This window comes from Acidobacteriota bacterium, from assembly GCA_030697165.1.
GTDB lineage: Bacteria > Acidobacteriota > Vicinamibacteria > Vicinamibacterales > UBA2999 > 12-FULL-67-14b.
Window position 1 is genome coordinate 361,036 of record JAUYQQ010000009.1, and the last position, 23,382, is coordinate 384,417.

General features: G+C 65.9%; 25 protein-coding genes. 13 read left to right on the plus strand and 12 right to left on the minus strand.

Translation table 11 applies throughout. The features are described from left to right. Window positions 1-46: 46 nt before the first annotated feature. Window positions 47-2,722: an AMP-binding protein gene (locus Q8T13_09950; protein ID MDP3718072.1), complete on the minus strand. Its 2,676-nt coding sequence runs from the start codon at window positions 2,720-2,722 to the stop codon at window positions 47-49. A 40-nt stretch (window positions 2,723-2,762) separates the two neighbouring features. Between Q8T13_09950 and Q8T13_09955 the strand changes: the two genes are divergently transcribed. From Q8T13_09955 to Q8T13_09975, 5 genes are all read left to right on the plus strand, one after another. Continuing rightward, window positions 2,763-4,058 (plus strand): carboxypeptidase-like regulatory domain-containing protein, encoded by a 1,296-nt coding sequence (locus tag Q8T13_09955; protein ID MDP3718073.1) that lies wholly within the window; start codon window positions 2,763-2,765, stop codon window positions 4,056-4,058. Between the two features lie 39 nt (window positions 4,059-4,097). Next, window positions 4,098-5,069, plus strand: a complete 972-nt coding sequence (locus Q8T13_09960) for a Gfo/Idh/MocA family oxidoreductase (GenBank protein ID MDP3718074.1) — start codon at window positions 4,098-4,100, stop codon at window positions 5,067-5,069. After that, window positions 5,066-6,559: a GMC family oxidoreductase gene (locus tag Q8T13_09965; GenBank protein ID MDP3718075.1), complete on the plus strand. Its 1,494-nt coding sequence runs from the start codon at window positions 5,066-5,068 to the stop codon at window positions 6,557-6,559. Before Q8T13_09960 ends, Q8T13_09965 begins: the two co-directional genes overlap by 4 nt. Window positions 6,560-6,645: 86 nt before the next feature. Further along, a complete protein-coding gene (locus Q8T13_09970; GenBank protein MDP3718076.1) occupies window positions 6,646-6,903 on the plus strand; it encodes a DUF4160 domain-containing protein in 258 nt (85 codons plus the stop codon). A gap of 5 nt (window positions 6,904-6,908) precedes the next feature. Beyond that, window positions 6,909-7,154 carry a DUF2442 domain-containing protein gene (locus tag Q8T13_09975; protein MDP3718077.1) on the plus strand — a complete coding sequence of 82 codons (246 nt, stop codon included), beginning with the start codon at window positions 6,909-6,911 and terminating at the stop codon, window positions 7,152-7,154. Between the two features lie 71 nt (window positions 7,155-7,225). Here Q8T13_09975 and Q8T13_09980 read toward each other — a convergent pair whose 3' ends face one another. Further along, window positions 7,226-8,605: a GAF domain-containing protein gene (locus Q8T13_09980; protein MDP3718078.1), complete on the minus strand. Its 1,380-nt coding sequence runs from the start codon at window positions 8,603-8,605 to the stop codon at window positions 7,226-7,228. Next, window positions 8,602-9,060 (minus strand): hypothetical protein, encoded by a 459-nt coding sequence (locus tag Q8T13_09985; protein MDP3718079.1) that lies wholly within the window; start codon window positions 9,058-9,060, stop codon window positions 8,602-8,604. The genes Q8T13_09980 and Q8T13_09985 overlap by 4 nt, the downstream gene beginning before the upstream one ends. Before the next feature lie 128 nt (window positions 9,061-9,188). Here Q8T13_09985 and Q8T13_09990 point away from each other — a divergent pair, with 128 nt between their 5' ends. Genes Q8T13_09990 through Q8T13_10000 form a run of 3 tightly spaced genes read left to right on the plus strand, consistent with a single transcriptional unit; the run spans window position 9,189 to window position 11,511 of the window. After that, entirely contained in the window at window positions 9,189-9,776 is a 588-nt protein-coding gene (locus Q8T13_09990) for a c-type cytochrome (GenBank protein MDP3718080.1), read from the plus strand. A gap of 43 nt (window positions 9,777-9,819) precedes the next feature. Further along, complete coding sequence (locus tag Q8T13_09995) at window positions 9,820-10,956, plus strand: c-type cytochrome domain-containing protein (GenBank protein MDP3718081.1); 1,137 nt, start codon at window positions 9,820-9,822, stop codon at window positions 10,954-10,956. A 15-nt stretch (window positions 10,957-10,971) separates the two neighbouring features. After that, window positions 10,972-11,511, plus strand: coding sequence for a VOC family protein (locus tag Q8T13_10000; GenBank protein ID MDP3718082.1), 540 nt, complete (start codon window positions 10,972-10,974; stop codon window positions 11,509-11,511). A 29-nt stretch (window positions 11,512-11,540) separates the two neighbouring features. Here the strand turns inward: Q8T13_10000 and Q8T13_10005 are convergent, their stop codons facing one another. Beyond that, window positions 11,541-12,041, minus strand: coding sequence for a paraquat-inducible protein A (locus Q8T13_10005; GenBank protein ID MDP3718083.1), 501 nt, complete (start codon window positions 12,039-12,041; stop codon window positions 11,541-11,543). Window positions 12,042-12,076: 35 nt separating this feature from the next. Between Q8T13_10005 and Q8T13_10010 the strand changes: the two genes are divergently transcribed. Then, complete coding sequence (locus tag Q8T13_10010; GenBank protein ID MDP3718084.1) at window positions 12,077-12,991, plus strand: phosphodiester glycosidase family protein; 915 nt, start codon at window positions 12,077-12,079, stop codon at window positions 12,989-12,991. A 45-nt stretch (window positions 12,992-13,036) separates the two neighbouring features. Here Q8T13_10010 and Q8T13_10015 read toward each other — a convergent pair whose 3' ends face one another. After that, on the minus strand, window positions 13,037-14,227 hold the full coding sequence (locus Q8T13_10015; protein MDP3718085.1) for a DUF3089 domain-containing protein: 1,191 nt from the start codon (window positions 14,225-14,227) through the stop codon (window positions 13,037-13,039). Window positions 14,228-14,275: 48 nt separating this feature from the next. Between Q8T13_10015 and Q8T13_10020 the strand changes: the two genes are divergently transcribed. Next, window positions 14,276-14,734, plus strand: coding sequence for a hypothetical protein (locus tag Q8T13_10020; GenBank protein ID MDP3718086.1), 459 nt, complete (start codon window positions 14,276-14,278; stop codon window positions 14,732-14,734). Here Q8T13_10020 and Q8T13_10025 read toward each other — a convergent pair. Further along, on the minus strand, window positions 14,731-16,227 hold the full coding sequence (locus Q8T13_10025; GenBank protein ID MDP3718087.1) for a hypothetical protein: 1,497 nt from the start codon (window positions 16,225-16,227) through the stop codon (window positions 14,731-14,733). The two genes, Q8T13_10020 and Q8T13_10025, sit on opposite strands and share 4 nt — an antisense overlap. A 56-nt stretch (window positions 16,228-16,283) precedes the next feature. On the opposite strand from Q8T13_10025, the gene Q8T13_10030 reads away from it, so the two are divergent. Continuing rightward, window positions 16,284-16,622, plus strand: coding sequence for an FHA domain-containing protein (locus Q8T13_10030; protein MDP3718088.1), 339 nt, complete (start codon window positions 16,284-16,286; stop codon window positions 16,620-16,622). A 22-nt stretch (window positions 16,623-16,644) separates the two neighbouring features. Here the strand turns inward: Q8T13_10030 and Q8T13_10035 are convergent, their stop codons facing one another. Next, entirely contained in the window at window positions 16,645-17,316 is a 672-nt protein-coding gene (locus tag Q8T13_10035; GenBank protein ID MDP3718089.1) for an MBL fold metallo-hydrolase, read from the minus strand. 17 nt (window positions 17,317-17,333) lie between these two features. Between Q8T13_10035 and Q8T13_10040 the strand changes: the two genes are divergently transcribed. Further along, window positions 17,334-18,308 (plus strand): threonine/serine dehydratase, encoded by a 975-nt coding sequence (locus Q8T13_10040; protein ID MDP3718090.1) that lies wholly within the window; start codon window positions 17,334-17,336, stop codon window positions 18,306-18,308. Window positions 18,309-18,380: 72 nt separating this feature from the next. Here the strand turns inward: Q8T13_10040 and Q8T13_10045 are convergent, their stop codons facing one another. Next, entirely contained in the window at window positions 18,381-18,908 is a 528-nt protein-coding gene (locus Q8T13_10045) for a hypothetical protein (protein ID MDP3718091.1), read from the minus strand. 108 nt (window positions 18,909-19,016) lie between these two features. Beyond that, complete coding sequence (locus Q8T13_10050; protein MDP3718092.1) at window positions 19,017-19,733, minus strand: SDR family oxidoreductase; 717 nt, start codon at window positions 19,731-19,733, stop codon at window positions 19,017-19,019. 17 nt (window positions 19,734-19,750) lie between these two features. On the opposite strand from Q8T13_10050, the gene Q8T13_10055 reads away from it, so the two are divergent. Next, window positions 19,751-20,599: a hypothetical protein gene (locus Q8T13_10055; GenBank protein MDP3718093.1), complete on the plus strand. Its 849-nt coding sequence runs from the start codon at window positions 19,751-19,753 to the stop codon at window positions 20,597-20,599. A 54-nt stretch (window positions 20,600-20,653) separates the two neighbouring features. Here Q8T13_10055 and Q8T13_10060 read toward each other — a convergent pair whose 3' ends face one another. From Q8T13_10060 to Q8T13_10070, 3 genes are read right to left on the minus strand one after another with little or no spacing between them, the layout of a single operon-like run. Beyond that, window positions 20,654-21,268 (minus strand): sigma-70 family RNA polymerase sigma factor, encoded by a 615-nt coding sequence (locus Q8T13_10060; GenBank protein ID MDP3718094.1) that lies wholly within the window; start codon window positions 21,266-21,268, stop codon window positions 20,654-20,656. Window positions 21,269-21,299: 31 nt separating this feature from the next. Continuing rightward, on the minus strand, window positions 21,300-21,971 hold the full coding sequence (gene lipB, locus Q8T13_10065; GenBank protein ID MDP3718095.1) for a lipoyl(octanoyl) transferase LipB: 672 nt from the start codon (window positions 21,969-21,971) through the stop codon (window positions 21,300-21,302). Between the two features lie 40 nt (window positions 21,972-22,011). Then, window positions 22,012-23,361 carry a dihydrolipoamide acetyltransferase family protein gene (locus tag Q8T13_10070; GenBank protein MDP3718096.1) on the minus strand — a complete coding sequence of 450 codons (1,350 nt, stop codon included), beginning with the start codon at window positions 23,359-23,361 and terminating at the stop codon, window positions 22,012-22,014. Window positions 23,362-23,382 lie beyond the last annotated feature (21 nt).

A 23,382-nucleotide genomic window follows, 5' to 3' on the forward strand; every position in this document is an offset into this window, starting at 1 on the left:
TGGTCCGGCTAAAGCCGGACGCTACATCCTAATGTGGTGTCCGGCTTTAGCCGGACATTCCCCACATCTCGACCACGCGCTCGCGGAGCTGCGCGGTACTGTCGGCGTAGCTGGCCTTTTCGTCAAACCTCATCGGCTCGCCGAACGCCACCGTCACGCGGTGGCCGCTGAACGGCAGCAGCCGCCGCCAGTTCAAGGGACGGTTGCGCGGCCAGATTTCGTAGACGCCCTTGATCGCCACGGGAACGATCGGCACGCCGAGGTGCTGTGCCAGGATTGGCGCGCCCTTCTTGAACTTCTTGACCGTGCCGTCGATGGAGCGCTCCCCTTCGGGGAACAGCACCAGCACCTTGCCGTGCGACAGGCCGAACGCGCCGGCCTTCATGGCCGGCACCAGGTTTGAGTCGGCGTCCACCGGCACCAGGTTGACGGTGCGCGCGAACCACCGGGTGAACGGCGTCTCGAAGTACTCAACCGCGCCCACGTAGAACAGCTGGCGCCACACGCGGTACGGCAGCACGCCGCTGACAAAGAGCGGATCGAGGTAGCTCTGGTGATTCGGGCTGATGATGAACGCGCCGCGTGCCGGCAGCTGGTCGAGCCCGGTCACCCTGACACGGCCCAACGCCACGCGCGCGACCTTCGACAGCACGAACGTGAGTGGCGTCACGATGGGCTTCCGTTCGAGCAAGCCCCCGAGCACCGGGTCGGTTACCGGCGGCAGGTCGCGCAGCAAGACCGACCACGACTCGTCGCTCGTCGACAGCCCTTTGGTGTGGGGGTCGTTCTCGAGGCCTGGCCGCACCGCCTCCACCAGTTGCGCCACGGTGAAGATCTCGTGGGTCGCGGCCTGCGGCACCCTGACATTGAAGCGCTGCTCCAACTCGGTCAGCAGTTCCACCCGCTCCATCGAGTCGAGCCCGAGGTCCAGCTCGAGGTTCGCGTCGGGACGCAGCCTCACGCCGTCGCGCAGGCGCGCCTGGATCACCGCGGCCGCGTCCCCCACATGCGCGTCGTCCAGCCACGCCTGGTGCTGATCCGACAACGGCGCCGCGGCGTCCGCGGTCGCCGCCAGCTGGCGCTCGCACACCCGCCGCTCGACCTCGTGCCGCTTGATCTTCTGGGTGGTGGTACGCGGCAACGGCTCGAACCAGATGTCGTAGCCGAGCACGCGCTTGTGCGCCGGCAGGCCGACCGCGAGGCCTTCGAGCTCGAAGCGCAGGATGTCGCCGGCGTTGACGATCTTCCGCTCGCGCATCAGGTCCATGTCCGGCACCACCGCGGCAAACAGCCGCTCGGTACTCGGCCGGCCCGGCTCGGCCAGGCCCATCACGCAGATCTCCTTCACGAAGGGCGACTGCCGGTAATGCGCTTCGATCTCTTCGGGATAGATGTTCTTGCCCGAGGCCAGGACGATCATTTCCTTCTTGCGGCCGGTGATCTGCAGCCGGCCCTCGGCGTCCATGCGGCCCAGGTCGCCGGTCAGGAACCAGCCATCCTGCATGACCTGCGCGGTCACGTCGGGCCGGTTGTAGTAGCCCGCCATCACGATCGGGCCCTGCACCGCGATCTCACCATCGGCCGCTCCGGCCTCGGGCGGCAGGATCTTGATCGCCATGCCCGGCAGCGGCTTGCCCACGGTGTCGATGTGGGCCTCGTCCGGCGTGTTGATGCTGGCGCAGGCGCTCGTCTCGGTCAGGCCATAGGCCTGCAGGATGGTGAAGCCCAGCGAGTAGAGGTCGCGCCCAATCGCCGGGTCGAACTTGGAGCCGCCGGTGACCAGCAGCCGCATCTTCCGGCCCATCACGTCGTGCACCTTGCCGAAAAACACCGGCCCCAGGTTGAGACCCATGCGGCGCAGGCGAAAGTTCAGGGCGAGCAGTGCTCGGAAGACCACGCGCGTCACCAGGCCCGACTTCTGCACCTGCTGCATCACCCGCTGGTGGATCAGGTAGAAGAACTGCGGCACGCAGCAGAAGATCGTGATCTGCCGCTCCTTGAGCGCGCGCACCAGGTCGGCGGAGTTGACAGTCTCCAGGTAGACGACGCGGGCGCCGGCGGCGAATGGCAGCAGGAGGTTGGCCAGCTGCGCCAGCGAGTGGAACAGCGGCAACACGCCCAGCAGCGCGTCCTGGTCGGTGACCGTCACCACCTTGAAGGCGGCATCGCGCTCGGCCAGCAGGTTGGCGTGCGTCAACACCACGCCCTTCGGGTCCGACGTGGTCCCCGAGGTGTACAGGATCACCGCGGGTGCCGTAGGTGGGTACTGCGCCTCGGGTGACAGAGCCGTCGCCGTGCCCGGAGACGAGTGGACGTCGGCGATGTCGATCTGGGGATCGATCAGTCCGGCATTGAGCGCTTCAGCCACGACCGGCCGGAGTCGCTCGCTGACGAACAGCAGGCGCGCGCCCGAGTCCTTGACGATGGTCGCGACCTGTTTGGCCGAGTAGTTGGTGTCGAGCGGTACCGCGGTGGCACCGGCCCGCAGGATCCCCAGGTAGACCGCGCACCAGTGCGCGTCGTTGTGGGCGAGGATGGCGCAGCGGTCGCCCGGCTGCACGCCGCCAGCGGCCAGCCACACGCCGTGGGCGACCGCCAGGTCGTAGAGCTGCTGGTAGGTGAAGCGATCGACGCGGTCGGGGCGCTGCACTTCGATCGCCACGCGCTTGCCGAACCGGGCGACCGTGGCAGCAAAGACTGTCCAGACAGTTTGAGGGGCCAAGGGTTCGAGTTATATCATCCCCTCGGCAAGGGCCAGCCGGATGTCACTTCGCCTGACCATCGCGCTCGTCATCCTCGCCTTGTCCGCGGACGGCGAGGCCGGGCAGTCTGCTGCCGGGCCCCCGGGGTTCAAACCCCTGCCGCCCGGCACCGGCTCCATCTCGGGGCGCGTCGCTGACGCGCAATCCGGAGAACCCTTCGCAAACGTTGCTATAAGTCTGGCAGCGCTGAGGACTGTTGGCGGGAGCCAACAAACCACGACCGACGCAACGGGCTTCTACCAGTTCATGAACCTGGCCGAGCACGAATACCACGTCCTCGCCATGGACTCGTTGTATCTGCGAACTTGTTACGGCGCGACAGATGCGACCCAAGCCGTCTGCGGCCCGGTCGTCGTCGGGCACGATCAGCATCGAACGGGGATCGACTTCCGGTTGAGTCTCGCTGCCGTGCTTCGTGGCCGCGTCATTGACGCAGAGGGCCGGCCGGTGGGCGGAGCGACGGTCAGTGCCGCCCTTGGACCTTCGGTGTCGCCGTCAATCTTCCTCGGGTCAACGGCTCAGACCAAGGCTGACGGTACGTTCGAGCTCCTTCGGCTGCCGAGCGGTGACACCGTGTTGTCGCTGGACCTGCCGGTGACCGCCGACCGGCCACGGGCGCCAACCGTCTTCTATCCCGGAGTCGCCGCCACTGAGTCGGCCGAAACCATCCGTGTGAGCGGCGGCCTCGTAACCTCGGGCATCACCTTCAGGTACCCAAAGATTACGGCCCGTTCGCTCACCGCCCGCATCTCGGTTCCCGCAAGCGGTGCGACGGGCATCAAGGCCTGGCTCTACCGCGTCGAGCCGCGCATGGTCCGGGCGATCGCGCTCGACGCCGACGGTGCGGGCACGGTTCCCGGGCTGCTCGAGGGCCGCTATTTCATCGCGGCACACGCGCAAGGCGACAGCGAGCCGTTGGTGGCGTTCGAGGTGGCCAACGTCCTCGACGACACCGTGGAGCTGGGGCTGCTGCTACAGGAACCGGGGCGAATCACCGGCCGGATCGTGGCAGAGAAAGACGGCTTGCCCCCTCTAACCGACCTGCGTGTGGCGGCGGAGTGGATCGACGATGGCGAAGAGATCAATCCGCTGGCTGCGGACGATGTGGAGGTTAGTGCCGATGGCGCGTTCCGCATCGACGGCCTGTTTGGGTTGCGTCGCGTGCAGTTGCTCGGCCTGTCACCGGAGTGGCGGGTTCAATCCATTCGGCAGGGCCGCAACGAGGTACCCGCGACTGGCATCACCGTCGCCTCGGGAGCAACGCTCGACGTCGTGATCACCGTCGGCCGGCGATAGGGTTGGCCCTTTCCAACAACGGTATGATGGATTCCGCCGATGTCAGCACCCCTCCGCATCGCCTTCCTGGGCTGTGGCTTCATCACCCGGGTGCACAGCCGCAACCTGCGGCGCTTCAGGAGCGAGATCGTCTGCGGCTACGCCAGCCGCGACAAGGCCAAGGCCGCCGAGTTTTGCGGCAAGTTCCGCGGCAGCGGGAGCTACGGCGACTACGCCGAGGCCATCAACGACCCCAACATCGACGCCGTCGTCATTGCCGTGCCGCCGAGCTTCCACTTGAACCTCACGCTGCAGGCCCTCGCGGCCGGCAAGCACGTGCTGGTCGAGAAGCCGGCCTTCCCCACCATGGGCGATTACGAGGTAGTGAAGGAAGCGCGAGACCGGGCTGGCAAGGTGGTGCTGATCGGCGAGAACGATCACTACAAGCCGCTGGCGATCAAACTGCGACAGCTCCTCGCGGACGGCGTGATCGGCGAGATGGTCTTCGGCCACTTCAGCACCATCGTCAGGCGATTGAAGGCGGCCGACGATTGGCGTAACGACGAGTCGATGGCGGGTGGTGACGCCTTCTTTGAGGAAGGCATCCACTGGCTGCACATCGCCGGGAGCCTGGGACCGAAGATCACGAGCATCAGCGGCTTCCAGCCGACGCCGTCGCGCGAGGGACCTGATCGACGCGCCAAGAGCATGATGGTGGCCTTCCACTACGACAACGGCGCGGTTGGCTCGCTGTACTACTCGCGCGAGATTCCGTCGTTGCTGAAAGGCTTGCGCCTGTCCAAACTGTTCGGCCGCAAGGGTGTCATCACGTTTGAATCGAACGGCATCGTCCTGCTCGCGCGCGGCCAGGGATTTCCCCGCATCATCTTCCCCGGCTTCCGCGACATTCGCGGCTACCAGGCGATGTATCGCGACTTCCGCCAGTCGATCTGCAACGGCACCACACCCGAGATGAGCCTCGAGCGAGCGATGGAAGATCAGCGGCTCATGGACCAGATCTACGCGAAGTGACGACGACGTTCGACATCGTCATCATTGGCAGTGGCGCCGGCGGCGGCACCATGGCGCGCGAGCTCGCCGACACCGGCGCAAGGATCCTCGTGCTCGAACGCGGCGGCTTCGTTGCGCAAGAGGAGCAGAACTGGAGCGCCGACTCGGTGTGGCGGCAGTTACGCTACCGCACCTCCGAAACGTGGCTCGACGAGAGCGGCACGCCGTTCCGGCCGTACACGCATTACTGCGTCGGCGGGAACACCAAGTTCTGGGGCACGGTGATGTATCGCCTGCGGCCGGAAGACTTCGGCGAGGTCCAGCACGTCGATGGCGTTTCGCCGGCGTGGCCGATCGACTACGCGACGCTGGCGCCGTACTACGAACGCGCGGAGCAACTGTACGGTGTGCACGGCGAAGCGGGCGCGGATCCCACTGAGGGGCCGCGCGGGCCCTATCCGCATCCGCCGGTTCCACACGCGCGGATGGTCGGCGAAATCGTCGATCGGCTGAAGCTGCAGGGACTGCACCCGTCGGCGCTGCCGCTCGGGCTGCAGCCAAACTGCATTCTCTGCAACACGTGCAACTCGTTCCCGTGCAAGATTCACGCAAAGAGCGACGCCGAGGTGTGTGGCATCAGCCCGGCGATCAAGCAGTCGAACGTCACGCTGTGGACCACCGCCCTGGCCCGCCGGTTGATTACCGACGCGACCGGCAAGCGGGTTGAGGCGGTGGAGGTCGAGCGAGCCGGGGAAACGATCCGGGTATCGGCGCCGCTCGTGATCGTCTCGTGCGGCGCGGTGAACTCGGCCGCGCTGCTGCTGCGGTCGGCCAACGACAAACATCCCGGAGGCCTGGCCAACTCGTCGGGTCTGGTCGGCAAGCGCTACATGGCGCACCTGGCGACCATGATGCAGGGGTTTCATCCCTTCCGGGTGAACGACACCGTCTTCCAGAAGACCGTTGCGATCAACGACTTCTACTTCAAGGGACCGAACCGCCCCTTTCCGCTAGGCCAGATCCAGTCGCAGGGCCGAACGCACGGCGTGATGGCGCAGACCGTGGTACGCCAGGTCCCGGTGTGGGCCTACGACATGTGGGTGGCCCGGGGCGTGGACTGGCTGGCGATGACCGAAGATCTGCCCCGCGCCGAGAACCGGGTGACGCTGGCGCCGGACGGAACGATCCGGCTGCACTACCGGCCCAACAACCTGCGCGCCCATGAGCAGTTGGTGCGCGAAACCAAGCGGATGCTACGCAGGCTTGGCGCCTGGATCGTCGTGGCGCACTCGCACAAATCCAAGAACACCACCCACCAATGCGGCACGCTGGTGTTCGGCACCGACCCCCGCGAATCGGTGCTCGACACCTATTGCCGCGCCCACGACGTCGAGAACCTGTTCGTCGTGGACGCGTCGTTCTTCCCGTCATCCGCGGCGGTCAATCCGGGGCTGACGATCGTGGCGCAGGCATTGCGCTCGGCCGAACACATCCGCGCGTCCCATCTTTAGAGCAACGCCCCACCTTAGCCAGTCCCGAGTTTGACTGAATCGAATCGACGATGGCATCGTCGTCAGCATGTTCTGCCTGAGCCGTCATGCCTGAAATCTCCCGCTTTCTCGGCATCGTGATCGGCATGTTCTACCGCGAGCATGGTCGCGCCCATTTCCATGCCGTCTATGGCGATTTCGAGGCCTCCATTGAAGTCGTCCCCGTGGTTGTTCACGGCGAGCTGCCGCCGACGGTTCTGCGGCTGGTCCTTGAATGGGCGAGCCTCCACGAGGCAGAATTGCTGGAGAATTGGCAGCTTGCCCGTGGAGGGCAGCCGCTCAAGAAGATCAAGCCGTTGGAGTAAACGAGATGAACTATCACATCGTTGAAGCGCGGCATGTTCGGGCGCACACACTGTGGCTAAGGTTTCGGGATGGGACGGCTGGCGAGATTGATTTGGCTCCTGAGCTGCTCGGGCCAGTTATGGAGCCGCTCAAGGACGTCGCGTTCTTCGCTACCTTCGCGATTCATCCCGAGTTTCACACGCTGACCTGGTCGAACGGAGCAGACTTCGCGCCCGAGTTCCTGCACGACAACGTCCAGGTGGTCGCCTAGTCACTGCGCTGACGCCGGCGAAGCCGGCATGAATCCGGCGACCACGCTCGCGACCAGGGTGTTGCGCATGTTCAGTCCCTTTCGATCAGTTCCAGATCGCCGCCGACTTCGAGCGCGAAGCGGCCGCGGCCCCTCGGTACCAGGCGAATGTCGCCCGCCTTCTCATCAAGCCGCCGGCGCAACAGCAGCAGTCGCGTCTCGAGGTTGTCCTTGAAGGCCGGCAGGCCCAGCGACTTGTCGAGGCGCAGTTCGCGGTTGGTGAACTCGGCCCGGCCTTCCTGCCGGTGCGCCTGCAACAGCTTCCAGAGAATGCGCGCCGGCAGGCTGCGGATCAGGTACTCGCCGTCGAGCATCACGACTTCCTCGCCGCGATAGTAGGTGAGCTCGCGCCGGGACGCACTAGCGGGCCGGCTAAAGCCGGCCCCTGCTCTGCCGACGTCGTCCCGATCATCGTCTTCGTCCTGTTGCAGCTGCATGTTCTGGATCGCCACCGCCAGGTAGGAACCGAGCAGCTCGATCGCGGTCTTGTCTTCCTCGTGAAAGCGATACGGCGTCTCGCTCTCGATGCACAGCACGCCGACCAGCTCGCCGCGCACCATCAGCGGCACGCCCAGCTGGCTCGACGGGTTCTCGAGTCCCGGCAGCGGCACACGACGGTCGTCGGAACACCAGCCCTTCTCCTCGGCGCGCCGCTTGGCCGCGTAGGCGTGCAGCATGCCGCGCAGCAGGCCCGAGATGCGGATCGGCTTCTTGGCTTCAGCGACGAGGCCCATGATGCCCTCGCCGAACTGAATCTCGGCGCCGGCGCCGCTCTGCTCGTAGCCGCGGCTGGCGATCATCACGAGCGTGTCGGGCTTCTCGGTCGCCAGCGCGATCATCGAATGGCTGAAGTTGAAGTGACGCTTCAGCCCGACCACGATCGAGTCCAGCAGGTGCTCCAGGCTGTCGGCGGTGTTGATCTGCATCGACAGGTCCTGCAGCGCCTTCATGGTGAAGACCGGATCGGGCGGCTTGGCGCGCAGCGGCGGCGCCGAGCGATCGACCTGACCCTCCTCTTCGGGGACCTTCTCGACCGACTCCACCGTGTAGATGTCGGCGGCGAGCAGCTTGAAAATGCCCTTCATGCCGGTGTACGAGGCAATCGCCTCGATGCGCCAGAACATGCGCTCGAAGATCGGGCCGGAGGTCTCCGACCGCTCGAACCGCAGCCGCAGCGCCCACCCCTGCGCGGTGTCGGGATCGGTGACGTGCACCACCGCCTGCGGGTTCTCGGCAATGTTGCGGCGGCTCTTGTTGAAGAACTGGAACGACAGCGCGACGTGCGTCGGATCCACGTACTCCACCTGGCTCAGGTACGCGGCGTTGGGCGTGCCGTCCTTCGCGCACGTGTAGAGCAGCGCCGGGACAATCCCCTGGAAGCATGACGCGAGCTTCTCCAGTCCCAGGCTCATGACAACGCCGCTCCCGCGTCCGGGCCCGGCGTCTGGTTGAAGAGCGCCGTCACCTTGAGCCGGACCGCGACGCACGGGAAAACCCGCCACGAACTGGTCGCGACGCCGGGCAGGCCAATGCCGTCGAGCTGGCCCAGGAAGCCGCCCCATTGCACGCGCGCAAAGGCCTCTTCGTCGGGCTTCGCGTCCCAGGAGAACAGCATCAGGCCTTTCACCTGCACCGCCCGCTCGTCGGCCGGTCGTGACATGGAAACGGCCACCTGTCCGTTGGTCCGCAGGTTCTCGAAGATCTGCGGGGACGCATGCCTCGGCACGAACACCACGACATGCTTGCCATCCGCTTCCACCTTCACGGCGGTGGCGCGGCAGCCGCATGGTTCGAGCTGCTCGTTGCGGGTTCCCAGGTGGATGCCGAGGCCAGATTGAAGGAATTCGGCCAGAATTTCGTCGATCATGGGGCGAAGGCAGTCAGTAAGAAAAACTGAGTATAGCCGGTTAGCATTTTCTTAAGAATTTACTAATGAGGGGTTAGGGTTCGGCCGCCGTTCTGCTCCGTCCAACCAATCACGGAGACAGAACAATCATGAAAAAGACCGACCTTCTCATAACGGCCATCCTCATTGCCGCCGCCGCCATCCTGACCAGCGTGCTCGCCACCGCCACCGTCCGGGCAACCGCCGCCGAACCATCGGCCAGCGCGCCCGGCACGATCGCTCGCGGCAAGTATCTCGTCGACATCATGGGCTGCCACGACTGCCACACGCCGTGGAAGATGGGCCCCAAAGGTCCTGAGATGGACATGACGCGCGCGCTCAGCGGCCATCCTGAAGATCTGAAGATGCCGCCCGCGCCAGTGATCCCGCCAGGGCCGTGGATGGCAACCGCCGCCGCCACCATGACCGCGTGGGCCGGCCCCTGGGGTGTGAGCTACACCATGAACCTCACGCCCGACAAGGAAACCGGGCTCGGCGACTGGACGCTCGAGCAGTTCGTCGCGACGATGAAGACGGGCAAGGACCGCGGCAAGGGCCGCGCGCTGCTGCCGCCCATGCCGTACTTCAACCTGGCGAAACTGACCGATGAAGACATCGCGAGCGTGTTCGCGTACTTGCAGTCGCTGCCGCCGATCAAGAACCGTGTGCCGCAGCCGATTGACCCATCGGAGAGTTGAAAGTTGAAGAGTTAATAGTTGGTAGTTGTCGAGACACTGGCCAATGAAGGTGAACTGGCTCATCGCAGGCGCGCTCGTGGCGCTCATGGGAGCAACCGGTCTCTCGAAGATTCCGGAGCAGGCGCAGGCGCCGGTGGCGCCGCGGCTGCTCTCGGAGACCGGTTTGTATGCGGGCGAAGGCACGCGCGTTCTGGACGTTCGCAACCGCCCCTTCGCTCCGCAGTACCCGCTGTGGAGTGACGGCGCCGGCAAGCGGCGCTGGGTGCGCTTGCCCGAGGGCACGACCATCGATGTCACGAACGCCGACCGCTGGGACTTTCCGGTCGGCACCAGATTCTGGAAGGAGTTCGATTTTGACGGACATAAAGTGGAAACGCGGTTCCTGTGGAAAGTAAGCAAGACCAACTGGGTGTTCGCGTCGTACGCGTGGAACGCCGAACAGACGGAGGCGATGCGGGTGCCGGAATCCGGACAGCCGGATGCGGCACTCATCGCCCCAGGCAAGCGCCACGGCATTCCATCGGTGATGGAATGCCGGGCGTGCCACGATTCGTCGCGCACGGAGATCCTCGGCTTTAACGCCCTGCAGTTGTCGGACGATCGCGACCCGAACGCGTTGCACGCCGACCCGCTGACGGCCGACATGATCACGTTGCGGACGCTGGTGGACGAAAGCCTGATCTCACCCAGGCGCACCCACTTCACGACCAACCCGCCGCGCATCACGGCGGCCACGCCCGAGGCGCGAGCCGCGCTTGGTTACCTCTCGACCAACTGCGGCAGCTGCCACAATCGCGAAAGCTCGATCGCCTCGCTCGGTCTACTGCTTAAACACGATCTCGGTGGAGGCAACCCTTCGTTGTCCGCCGAAGCGCGCAGCGCGAAGGTGGAAGTCCCTCCTGTCACCGAATGCACACCTGCACTCGCAACCACCGTCGGCCGCAGGGGCCACTGGCTGGTGCCCGCCAACCCGGACGAGTCGCGCGTGATTAATCCCGGCAAGCCCGAGCTGAGCTCGTTGATCGAGCGGGTCCGCTCGCGCCGCCCGTCATCGCAAATGCCGCCCATCGGCACCGTCGTCCGGGATCGCGCCGCCGTGGAGCTGCTGACGGCGTGGGTCACGGCCAGCCCGGACGAGTGGGCACGGCTGGCGGCGACGTGCGGACCAGGCAGGAGCTGAGCGACAATAGCGCTCATGAGAGCGCGCTCCTTCAGTCACGTCGGGATCACGGTCCGCGACTTCAACACCTTCGTCCGCTTCTACTGGGATGTGTTCGGCTGTCCGCTGGTCGGCGTGTCCGACACGCCTTCGGATCGGGTGCGGAGTTTCTTCGGCATCGACGCGCCAACGCCGCGCTGCAAGATTGGCTGGATCCGGGTGCCGGGTGGAGCTGTACTCGAAATCTTCGAGTTCCAACCGCAGACACCGCTGGTGCAAGGCCCGTGGAACCGCGTCGGCCTTACCCACTTCAGCCTCAACGTGCGCAACACCCAGAAGTGGTACGACTACCTGGTCAGCAAGGGTGTGGAGTGCGTGTCGAAGCCCGAGAAGTCACCACGCGGCCACACGTTCTTCTTCGCGAAAGACTGCGACGGCAACCTGATCGAGCTGATGGACCTCGGCTTCATGCACTACGTCCTCGATTGGGGAGGGCCACTGGGCGGCTTCCTGTTCCGGCGGGGAATGTACAAGAAGTACTACGAGCCAAAGAGTTCACAGGAGACCAAGAGTTAAAGAGTTACTCCTTATCTCTTGATCTCCTGTTAAGACTCCTGATCTGGGGGCGGCACCGACAGGAACTGGAACGCCACATTTGAAACCAGGCAGTATCCCGTGAAGTAGTAGAAGCCTGTCCCGATCACCGCATCGAGATTGTCGATGGCAATCGACGCCATGAAAGCAATGAACACGCCGACCGCGAACACGTCGGCCATCGCCCATTTGCTGATCGAGCGCGTGAACAGGTACATCTGGTACCTCGGCCCCGGCGCCTTGATCGTCAGGATCACCGCCAGCATCGCCATCTTGATGAACGGCACGATGATGCTGAACAGGAGAATGAGTCCGGCGACGAAGTAGTTTCCGGTTTCATTGAGGCTGCGCACCGCCTCGATCACGTTCTGCGTCTGGCGGAAGATCTCGGTGGGCTTGTTGAAGATCGGAATCGACGCGACGATGGTCAGGGCCGGCTGGGTCAGGCCGGGAATCAGGAGGACGAGGGACACCAGTGTCAACCCAACCGCCACCTTGTTTCGCATCGTCATCGGGGCAATCTAGCACATGCGCACGGGCGCTGGTCGTGCTGGCGTGGCTCATCGCCCTGTGGCTGCAGCCGTCGGCGCAGGCCCAGGTCACCACGCCCTACGCGGGGGTGACCTATATCGACCGCTGGATCGACACCCCCCGGCGCGTTCACATGCATGTCGCCCAAATCGATCTGCAGACACCGGGCTTGCGGTTCAAGGTGTCGCCACCGGCCAGCGACCGCGAGACGGTCCGCCAGTCGACGCTGGACTTCCTGAAACAGGAAGGCGCCCAGCTGGCCGTCAACGCTCACTTCTTCCTGCCCTTCCCGTCGACCGACGGCACCGCCTGGGTCATTGGCCTGGCCGCGTCCGAGGGGCACGTGTATTCGGCCTTCGAAACGCCTGAACAGCGCTATGCGCTGGTCTCCAACGCGCCCGCCCTCAACCTCGATCGCAATAACCGGGCGTCGATCGTCCACCACGATCCGTCACAGCCTGGTGGTCTGCGGGTCCGGGAACCGGTGACGTTGTGGAATGTCGTGGCCGGCTCGTCGCAAATCGTGACCAGCGGTGCGGCGACCGTGCCGCTCTACCGGGATGCCACCCACGTGACCGGCTTGCTGGAACCAGGCGGGCCGAATGCGTACTCGAACGCGAAGGCCTGGGCCGACGTGCACACGGCGAGAACCGCGATTGGGCTGTCGCGCGATCGCCGCATGCTGACGTTGTTCACGGTTGATGTGCGAGGCGGCAGTGAAGGCATGGCGCTAGCGGAAGTCGCTCGCGTCCTGATCGACGACTACGGTGTGTGGGACGCGCTCAATCTCGACGGCGGCGGCTCGACATCAATGGCGCTGGCCGATCCGCAAACCGGCCAGGCCACCCTCGTCAACTCATCGTCCGACAACCCGGCCGGCCGCGCCGTGGCGACCAGCCTGGCCGTGTTCGCACCCCGCCGGGCACCCTGATTCGCCATCTGTGGCTAATCGGTGTTCAATCTGCGGCTGGCCTGACTATCGGCGGCCCAGGTAGGTCTTCGTCTGCTGACTGACCAGGTCGAGCAGGTTACCCATCGCGATGTTCACGTCAACCAGGTGCAGGCCCCAGTCGGCCAGCGGCTTGGCTCGCATCCCCAGGTCGCCGACGATGTCGTCGGCGCGGGGGTCGGCGGGATCGCCGTGCACGGTCACTTCGAGGTAGGTAGCGTGTTCGTTCGACGCGCACTTGCCCGTCAGCAAGCCCGGCACGCTCACAAACGGCGTGTCAACGGTCTTGCCTTCCACCCACGGCTTCGCCGGCGTGGTGCCCGTGATGGTGCGTCCCGCCGTCGACAGGTACGCCTTCAGCGGGGCGCTGCCGTCAGCAAGGGTCGCAGGGTTGGTGCAGGATCCTGAGTTGCCGGCGTTGGCAGCCTTGCCGAAGCGGGTGTTGGCTGGCGGCAGCACGTCGGACCGGAACGCCGAGTAATTCACCACGCATCCGATCTGGCCGGGCTTGCGGCAGAGCGGGATCACCTTGAGGTCGCCGCCCACGTCCTTGCCGGCGGGCACTTCGAGGGTCGCGCCGAGGATCAGCGCCGATATCAGTTGCTTCTGGACGGGCTTGCCCTCGATCTCGTTGCGCAGCAGCGACGTCAGGATGAAGGACCCCTGCGAGTGGCTGACGAGCACCACGCCGCGCCCCTGGTTGTCGCGCTTTAAATACGATTGCCACGCATCGCGGACATCGTCGTACTGCACGCCCTTGTCGAAGGCAAAGCGCGGCCCCGCCAACTGCTTGCGCAGGCCCGACAGCGTCAGTTGGCGATACATTGGCGCGAACGGCCGGCACTTCGACGCGAAGCGCGCGAACTGCTGCGCGATCACGTTCAGTTCCGCCGGATCCGGGTTCATGTCGCTGTTGTCGGTGGGGTCGGTGGAAATCGTCGGGTAGACGTAGAAACAGTCGATCGGCGCCTTGGGATCGGCGGCCCACGTTTCGCGGGTCATCGTGCCATCCGCCGCCACTACCGTCGTGGTGAGGTCGATGTCGCAAGCATCTCCCTTGCGGCCCGGACGGCACAGCCACGCCTTGACGTCGGAATAATCGTTGGGGGTCGCGGCTGCGGGCGCAGCTGGCACCGCTGCCGGCGCTTGCGCACCAAGGGAACTGGAAAGAGCCAGGCTGCCGAACACGATGAGGGCGAAAATCGACCGTCGAATCACGTGAGCCTCCGCTTCAAGCCGGATGTTAATGCATTAGACTTCCGCCGCATGAAGACTTTTGCCCTCGTCTTCCTGGCCGGCGCGGCAGTCATGGCACAGACAGCGGCGCCAGCCACGCCAAAACAACCCGCGCCCGAGCGGCCGCCCACGCGCAACGTGGGGAGCATGAGCGACCTGATGGTCAAGATCATCTACCCCGCGTCCGACGCGCTGTTCTACATCGAATCGCGGACCCCGAAGACCGACGCCGAGTGGACCACCCTCGAGGGCCAGGCCTTGATGGTGGCCGAATCCGCCAACCTCCTGATGCTTCCCGGGCGCGCCCGCGACCAGAAGCAGTGGATGGCCGACTCCATCCTGATGCTCGAGGCTGGCGCCGCCGCCGTAAAGGCCGCCAAGGCGAAGGACGTGGAGGGCATTGCCGCCCTGAGCGATCAGCTCATGGAGTCGTGCACCTCGTGCCACAAGAACTACCGTCCTGACTACGGCCGCAAGCCCGGGGGCTAGTGTGGCGTCCGCCAGGAGGCGGACCAATAGCGAACTCCCCGGCGCAGTCGCCGATAGGCGCCCCACATGGTGGTCGCGCTCAACGCGATACCGCCAAGGCTCAGGGCGATCACCACCACATCCCACAACGGGCGCCTGTTGTACAGCCACGGAAAGTCGAGGCTGTGCAGCCCGTGATAGAGCCACCGGTTGATGCGGCTCAGGCGTTCTTCCTTCCGGACGATGGCGCCGCGCCGGGGATCAAGATACAGCCAGGTCTGCTGCGGATCGCCAAAGCGGACGCGCAGGACAGGCAGGTTCAACGTGCCGCCACGGCGGTAGTAGTAGGCGTCGTAAGCGGTCATCCAGTACACGCCTTCGATCGGCACGCCGGGCATGGCATCGCGGGCCGCGCCGATCATGTCGTCGGCATGTAACAAGTCGGCTGGGCCCTGGGTCGGCTGGTCGAGCGCCACCAGGCCGGCGCTGGCGCGAAGGTAGTGCCGGCCGCGAAAACGAATAAGGTCGATCTCCTTGGGCGTCGCGACGCCGTACGCGGCGAGCCCCCGATGAAGCGACGCCAGTGGCACATCAGCCGGGTGCAGCGGCCCGCGCGACACCGCGGCCCGTTGGGCCGGCGTCGGCGCGGTGCTCGGACTCCAGGCCCAGGGATCCATCGAGAGCAGGCCGCTGAAGATCCACGTGATCGTGGTGGCGCCGAAGATCAGCCCAGCGTAGTGAGGCCATTTCATCAGGCCGGCATACGGCGTCCGGGACTGTGCCTGCTTGAGGCGGTAGCGCTCGAACGGCGAGAGCCGCCACAGGCCCCACGCAAACCCGGCCACGGCCAGAACGGTGCCGGCGATCGATACCCATACGATCAGGTTGTTCCACAGGGCTGACTGGCGCCGGAGTGGCGTGAAGTAGACCCAGTGCACGACAGCGCCGAGATAGCCCCATCGGCGGCCGCTCGCAGTTGTCTTCATCACGACCTCGCCGCTGCGCTCGGCGACATAGAGGCGCGTGCCCTCCGGATCAGCGACCGCTATGCGATGCAGGGGCATCTGGCCCCGCACGCTGAACGTCCACTGGTCGGCATCCTCGAGGCGACCGTCGTGCCGGACGGCCGCAGGGCCGGCAAAGGTCCGGGCAATCTCGAGCGCGCGACCGGCGGTCAACGGTTCGAGCACCGCCCCGGTATCGGCGAAGGTGGTCTGCTGGGCGCCGCCGGTGGTCACGCGATAAACGGGGCGGCCGTCCAGTGTCGAAATGGTGAAGCGCGAGGCGTCGGCCGCCACCGCGCCCGGCGCCGTGCGGATCGCAGTGAAGGTGATCGGCGCGAGCCGCGCCAGCCGCTCGGCCGGGTCGAGCTCCGGCATTCGCGCGTAGATCATGACGATGCCCGAGGCGAACCAGAGGAGGAACAACCCGCCAAGGCCAATCCCGAGCCAGCGGTGCGTGTAAACGAGGGTGCGCACGACCCGGTGATGACGCACGTTGGATCGAAGACTCAATGGGCGTGCTTGTACCACAACTGGCCCGGTGTCGTTTACACTGATGCCACTGCCGTATGTGGACGCTTCAATCAATTGATCCTGCCGATGCCGGCCTGGTGTTTCGTCTCCTGCCGGGAACCCTGAAGACCGTTGGCCGCGCACCCGGCGTCGACTTCGTCGTCGATGCGGCGCTCGTGTCGCGCGTGCATTGCCGCCTGACCCTGAGCGACGCCAACGAACTGCTGCTCGAGGATCTCGGCAGCACCAATGGGACCTTCTTGAATGGTCAGAAGGTCGGCCGGGCCGTGCTGAGCGACGGCGACAAGCTGACCGTGGGGCGGGTTGAGTTCGTGGTCAACGCCGAGTCGAACGACAAGCGCGCGGGGAATCCGAAGACGACCTGGTCGGTCTAGAGGCTTGGGGCTTGAAGAAAGCTCACCCTCCAGGCCCCCTGCGACTCAGATACTCCAATACGAACGGGTTGGTCCGACGCTCGCGGCCAATGGTGGTTTCCGGCCCGTGGCCCGAGTAGACGACCGACTCGTCTGGAAACGCGAACAGCACCTCGGTGATCGCCTTCATCAGCACCTCGTAGTCGCCACCGGGCAGGTCGGTCCGTCCAATCGAGCCGGCGAACAGGGTGTCGCCTACAAACAGGCCTGGGGCGGCCCCCGCACCCGGCTTCGACACGGCCAGGCAAACTCCGCCTGGCGCGTGGCCCGGCGTGTGGTGCACGTGGACGACGAGGTCTCCGAAGGTGATGGGGCCCAGGCCCTCGTAGTAGCGGTCGACCGGCGGCGGCTGCTCCACCTGGATCCCGAACATGGCGCCTTGCCGCGCCGCGTGGTCATAGAGCGGCTGATCGGCCGGGTGCAGGTAGATGGGCGACTTGAGGCGGCGCTTGGCCTCGGCCACTCCCGACACGTGATCCACATGAGCGTGTGTCAGCAGGATGCTGCTGACCGTGAGCCCCTGCTCGGCGACAAACGCCAGCAACTGCTCCACTTCGTCGCCAGGGTCGATGTAGACCGCGTCTTTCGTGCGCTCGCACCCCAGGACGTAACCGTTTTTCTGAAATGGCCCATCGGCGGCGGCCTTGAGGATCATTGAACTAGGATACTAGGGTGATCCGCGATCTGCCGACCGTTCTCGACATCTACGACGCGAAGCAGCGGCTCGCGCCGCACTTGCCGGCCACGCCACTCTTGCCGTCGCCCTGGCTGTCGTCGATCGCCGACGGCAACGTCCTCCTCAAGCTCGAATCGCTCAACCTGACCAGCTCGTTCAAGATTCGTGGCGCATTGCACGCGGCGTTGCGGCTGCTGGAGACCGGCGACGCCGGCGCGGCGCCGCAACTGGTGACCGCGTCGGCGGGTAATCACGGGCGGGCGCTGGCACTCGCCGCCGAGCGCCTGGGCCTCGCGTGCATCGTCTTTACGCCGGCGAGCGCGCCCGAAGCCAAGAAGAACGCCATCCGCCGTCATGGCGCCGTCCTGCACGGCGAATGCGACGACTACGACGCGGCTGAGAAACAGGCCCGGGAGTACGCCGCGGCCGAAGGCGGCGTCTACATCTCGCCTTACAACCACCCGGATGTCATTGCCGGCGCGGGCACGATCGGCCTCGAGATTGTCGAAACGATGCCGGCCTTCGACGTAATCGTGATCCCGCTCGGCGGCGGGGGCCTGGCCAGCGGCGTAGGGCTCGCCATCAAGGCCGCCGCGGCGCACGTGACGGTCGTCGGCGTCGAAGTGGAAGCGTCGTCGCCATTCACGCTCAGCCTCGAGGCGGGCCGCATCACCGAGATCACGCCTCGCCAGTCGCTGGCCGACGGCCTCACGGGCAACCTCGAGCCCGGCTCGATCACCTTTCCACTGGTGAAGCAGGTGGTCGACTACGTGGTCACCGTGAGCGAGGACGACCTGGGCCGGGCCATGAAGGGGCTGGCGACCGAAGAGCGGCTGATTGTCGAGGGCGCGGGCGTGGCGGCGACAGCGGCGATCATGGCCGGCAAGGCGTCGGCGCCGGGTCAGCGGGTGATCGCGATGGTCACCGGCGGCAACGTTGACCTGCCGAAGTGGCTGTTCACGATCAGCTGAGCCACCGATTCACACCGGCCGCAGATTCACACCGGCCACAGATTCGCACCGATTGACACCGATTGGGACCACTCACAGAGATCGCAGGCGGGCGGCGAGCACCGCCGCCGAACCGGCGGTGTCCAGCTCGGGGTGCCGGTGCCCCACGAGCGCCGCGAAGAGCGCGCGCAGTTGCTCGACGTCCAAGGCTTCGTCCGACTCGGCGGCGTGCACGAGATCCAGTTTCGCTTTCCCCTTGGCGGTGAGCAGCACGGTATCGACGGTGATGGCGCCGTGGAAAATGCCGCGCGCGTGCAGTTCCGCCACCGCGTCGGCGACCTCCCCCACAATCTCTGAGGCGCGGCGCGCATTGAACACCTGGCCGCCCATGATCAACCGCAGGCTGCGGCCCTGGACGAACTCGCACGCGGCATAGGTGGCCTTGCCGTCGCGGGCGAAGTCGAAGATCGCCACGAGCGCGGGGTGAAACAGTCCGCACACGCGCTCGTCAACGTGCGTGATCGGCCGCAGCATCACGGTCTGCGCCGTTTGCATGTCGCGGGCTTTCACGGGGGCGCCCGCCGGCGCCACTTCGAGGGGATCGTACCGGTTCGCGATCATCTAGTGGAGCGTATCAACGAATGCGAAAGTCCGATCAACTCGGCTCATCGCAGCCACTGGGGTCGTTCCGTAGGAACGACCCGCTCTCGATTTCGAACGGACACTCCATTAAGTTTTCTGCGGGCGGGACGGACGAATCTCCACGCGGCTCGGCAGGCTGCGCGGCGGGTGGTTGAGCACGTCGACAATGGCCTGGGCGACGTCCTCAGCCTGCAGCTTCCAGTTGGAGCCCGCAGTACTTTCGCGTCCTGAGAAGCCGGTGGCGACCGAACCCGGGAGGATGTAGGTGACGCGGATGTTGTCGGCGCGCAGCTCCTGCATCAGCGCCTCGCTGAACGCGTTGAGGCCCGCCTTCGACGCGCAGTAGGCCGCACCGCCGATGAAGGGGTTCGTGCTGGCGAGGCTGCTGACGTTCACGATCCAGCCCGAGCCGCGCTGCTTCAGCACGGGAATGGCGGCCTTGCAGCAATTGAAGACGCCGGTCAGGTTGGTGCCGATGATGCGATCCCACTCGTCGTGGGGCATCTCCGAAATCGGCACGCCAACGCCGACACCGGCGTTGTTGACCAGCACGTCGAGCCCGCCGAAGCGGGCGGCGGCGGTCCGCACGGCCAGTTCGGCGGAGGCGGGGTCGCGCACGTCGCACACGATGCCGGCGACGCGACCGGGATCTCCGCACGCGGTGGCCAGGGCATGCTCGGCGCGCACCACGCTGTCGGTGGCGGTGCCGGTCACGGCCACCTGGCCGCCGGCCCCGAGCAGCGCCTCGGCCAGCGCATAACCGATGCCTCGTGTCCCGCCCGTAATCAGAGTGACTCGTGCCATGCCTATAGAATAGTCCCGTGTCGACCGTCGTCATTCTGGGGGCCGGGGAAATTGGCGGCGCGCTGGCCCGCCAGCTGGCCGCGACCGATCTCGTATCGCGCATCGTCCTGGTTGACGAGCTGGGTAGCGTGGCCGCCGGCAAGGCGCTCGACGTGGCGCAGTCGGGTCCGGTGGACCGCTACCACACGCTGCTGACGGGCACGAACGACCTTGCGGCGGTGGTCGGCGCCGCGGTGATCGTCGTGGCAGACCGCGCCGGCCAGCCCGGCGGCGAGTGGCAAGACGAGGCCGGCCTGGCAATGCTGAAACGGGTGGCGGGGCTGAATCAGGTGGCCCCGCTGTTGTGTGCCGGGGCGGCGCAGGGCGGGTTGATCGAGCGGGGGGTGAACGAGGCCGGCATTGCGCGCGTCCGGCTGTTCGGCACCGCGGGCGAGGCGCTGCGGTCGGCGGTGACGGCGATTACCGCGCTCGAGGCCCAGGCCTCGGCCTCGGATATCTCGCTGATGGTGCTGGGGCGACCGCCGCAACAGGTGATCGTGCCCTGGGACCAAGGGGCGATTGGCGGCCGGTCGATTCCGCAGGTGTTGTCGGCAGCACAGTTGGCGCGCCTCGACGCGCGCGCCGCGCGGCTGTGGCCGCCTGGTCCCTACGCGCTGGCATCGGCGGCCGCGCGGATCATCCGCACGGCCTTGACGCGCGGGCCGCGGCTGCACATGGCCATGGTCGCGGTGACGCGCGACGAGGGCACGCCGGGCCGTTCGGCGATCATGCCGGTGCTGCTGCAACCGGCGGGCATCAAGTCGATCGTGACGCCCACGCTATCGTCACGCGACCGCGTGCGCTACGAGACGTCGATGTCCGGTTAACCGCCTTCGCCGAGGCTACGGCGGGTCAAGAAGCCGGACGTCACACCAGACGAGTTAGAACGCCTCGGCCGGGCGATGCAGCGACAGTCCGCCGGCAAAGTCAGCGAGCCGCGTGCGCAGCAACAGGCGCCCGCGGTGCAGCCGCGACTTCAGGGTCTGGTCCTTCACGCGCAGGCGCATGCTCGCCTCTTCAGTGGTCATGCCCTTCAGGTCGCGCAAGATCACGGGCTCGCGATAAATGGCCGGCAGTTCCTCAACCGCCTCAACGAGGCGAGCCCGCATCTGGCGGCGCAACATGGTCTCGTCGGCCAGGTTCGACCAGTCGGCGGGCTCGTAGACGCGCGGGGCGCCATCCCCGGCCGCTTCCAGCTGTTCAGGGACCTCGGCCAGGCGGGCGGCACGCGTGTGGCGCAGCCGCGACATCGCCGTATTGAACGTGATCCGGTAGATCCACGACGACAGCGCCGAGTCGCCCCGGAACGCCTCGATCTTGCGGAACACCTTCAGGAGCACGTCCTGGACCACCTCTTCCGCGTCTTCACGGTTCTTCAGGTAGCGGAAGGCCAGCTGGAAGATGCGGGCGCCGTACAGGGCCGACAGGTCCGCCAACGCCGTTTCGTCCTGCCGCCGGAGCCGGGCCACCAACTCGTTTTCAGTTTGATCTCGCATGTTGGCCAATAGAACCCCGGCCCACGCGCGCCTATTCCCGAAAAGTGGACCTGCTCCCCTTTTCTCCGAACACGTCAGAAAAAAGGCGCACAAACGCGTCTTCAACCTCAGCCATTGCGACGGGCCGGCCGAGTTCGGCGGCCAGCGACGTCACCGCCTTGTCGGCAATGCCGCAGGGGACGATCAGGTTGAAGAAATCGAGGTCGGTGGTGACGTTGAAGGCAAAGCCGTGGCTGGTGACCCAACGCGAGATGCGGACACCGACGGCACCGATCTTCGCGTCGCCAACCCACGCACCGCTCATCCCCTTCACGCGACCAGCGGTCAGGCCGTAGTCGGCGCAGACGCGGATCATCACCTCCTCCAAATCGCGGACGTACACGTGCACGTCACGACGGCCGGGATTGAGGTCGATGATCGGATAGCCGACGAGCTGGCCGGGACCGTGATACGTGACGTCGCCGCCGCGTCCGGTCTCGAAGACCTCGACGCCGCGGGCCGCGAGCAGGTCGGGCGCGGCGAGGATGTGCCGGCGCCCGTCCTTCTTGACGCCAATGGTCAGGACGTGGGGATGCTGCAACAGCAGCAGCGTGTCGGGAATGCGGCCGGCCTTGCGGTCGTCGACCAGCGCCCGTTGCAGCTCGAGCCCGTCTGCATACGAGACCAGCCCGAGCCGGCGAACCTGTAAAGACGCCGGGTTCATTTTCCCGTTCGACGTCGTGGAAAATGAACCCGGCGTCTTTTCATGCCTGCGCCGGATCGAAGTTCTCGATGCCCTTCTTCACGTCGGCCATGAACTGATCGGCGACGGCGCCGTCAACCAGCCGGTGGTCGTAGCCCAGGGTCAGGAACCCCATCAGCCTGATGGCAATGGCATCGTCAATCACCACGGGGCGCTTCTCGATGGCGCCGACGCCGAGAATGGCGACCTGCGGCTGGTTGATGATCGGCAGGCCGAACTGCGCGCCGAAGTTACCAGGATTGGTGATGGTGAAGGTGCCGCCATGTACCTCCTCAGGATTGAGCTTCTTGGCGCGCGCGCGATCGGCGATGTCCTGGATGGCCTTCGACAAGCCCAGGGTGTTCTTCTCGCCGGCCGCCTTCACCACCGGCACGATCAGGCCGTTGTCGAGCGCCACGGCGATGCCGAGGTTGATGTCGTTGCGGTAGATGACGTTGTCGCCGTCGATCGACGAATTGATCACCCGGTGCTTGCGCAGGCAGTCGACCACGACCTTGGCGATGAACGACGTGAACGTCAGCTTCGCGCCCGACCGTTCGTACTCTTCCTTCTTGGTCTTGCGAATCTGATCGACGCGCGAGTAGTTCACCTCGAAGATCGAATACACGTGCGCCGAGGTGCGCTTGCTGACCACCATGTGCTCGGCAATCTTCTTGCGCATCACGGACATAGGGACGACTTCGTCACCAGCCCCTCTGGTCACACGGGGCTGATCCTGAGCGAGCGGCGCGCTCGCGGGGCGAGCGGGCCGCGAGTCGAAGGACGGCGCGGCAGCGACGCCGCTGTCGATAAACGCAAGAATGTCCTGCTTGGTGACGCGGCCGCCGAGGCCGGTTCCGGCAATGCGGCCAATGTCGACGTGGTGTTCCTTGGCGATGCGACGAACCAAGGGGGACGATTTCTGACGCTCGTCGCCGTCCGAAGGGGCTGGTTGGGCGGGTGGGGCTGGTTGGGACGCAACCGGCGGAGCGTTGGTCGTCGACGGCGAGGCGGGCGCGCCTACGGCAGCACCGGGCGTGCCGGTGGCATCAGCCTTTTCTGAAGCCCTTTCCTCACCAGCCTTACCTGCCGCACCAGCCTTACCCGCCGGCTCAGGCGCCGCAGTCTTTTCGCCAGGGGCGCCGATCGTGGCGACGACGCTGTTGACCGGCACCGTCTCGCCTTCTTTCACGGCAATGTCCATCAGGACACCGGCGGCAGGCGACGGGATCTCGGCATCGACCTTGTCGGTGGAGATCTCGAACAGCGGCTCGTCGCGGTCCACTGAATCGCCGACCTTCTTGATCCAGCGGACGATGGTGCCTTCGGCGATCGACTCGCCCATCTGGGGCATGACTACGGGTGTGGACATGTCGTTCTCTCAGCCTTCCGA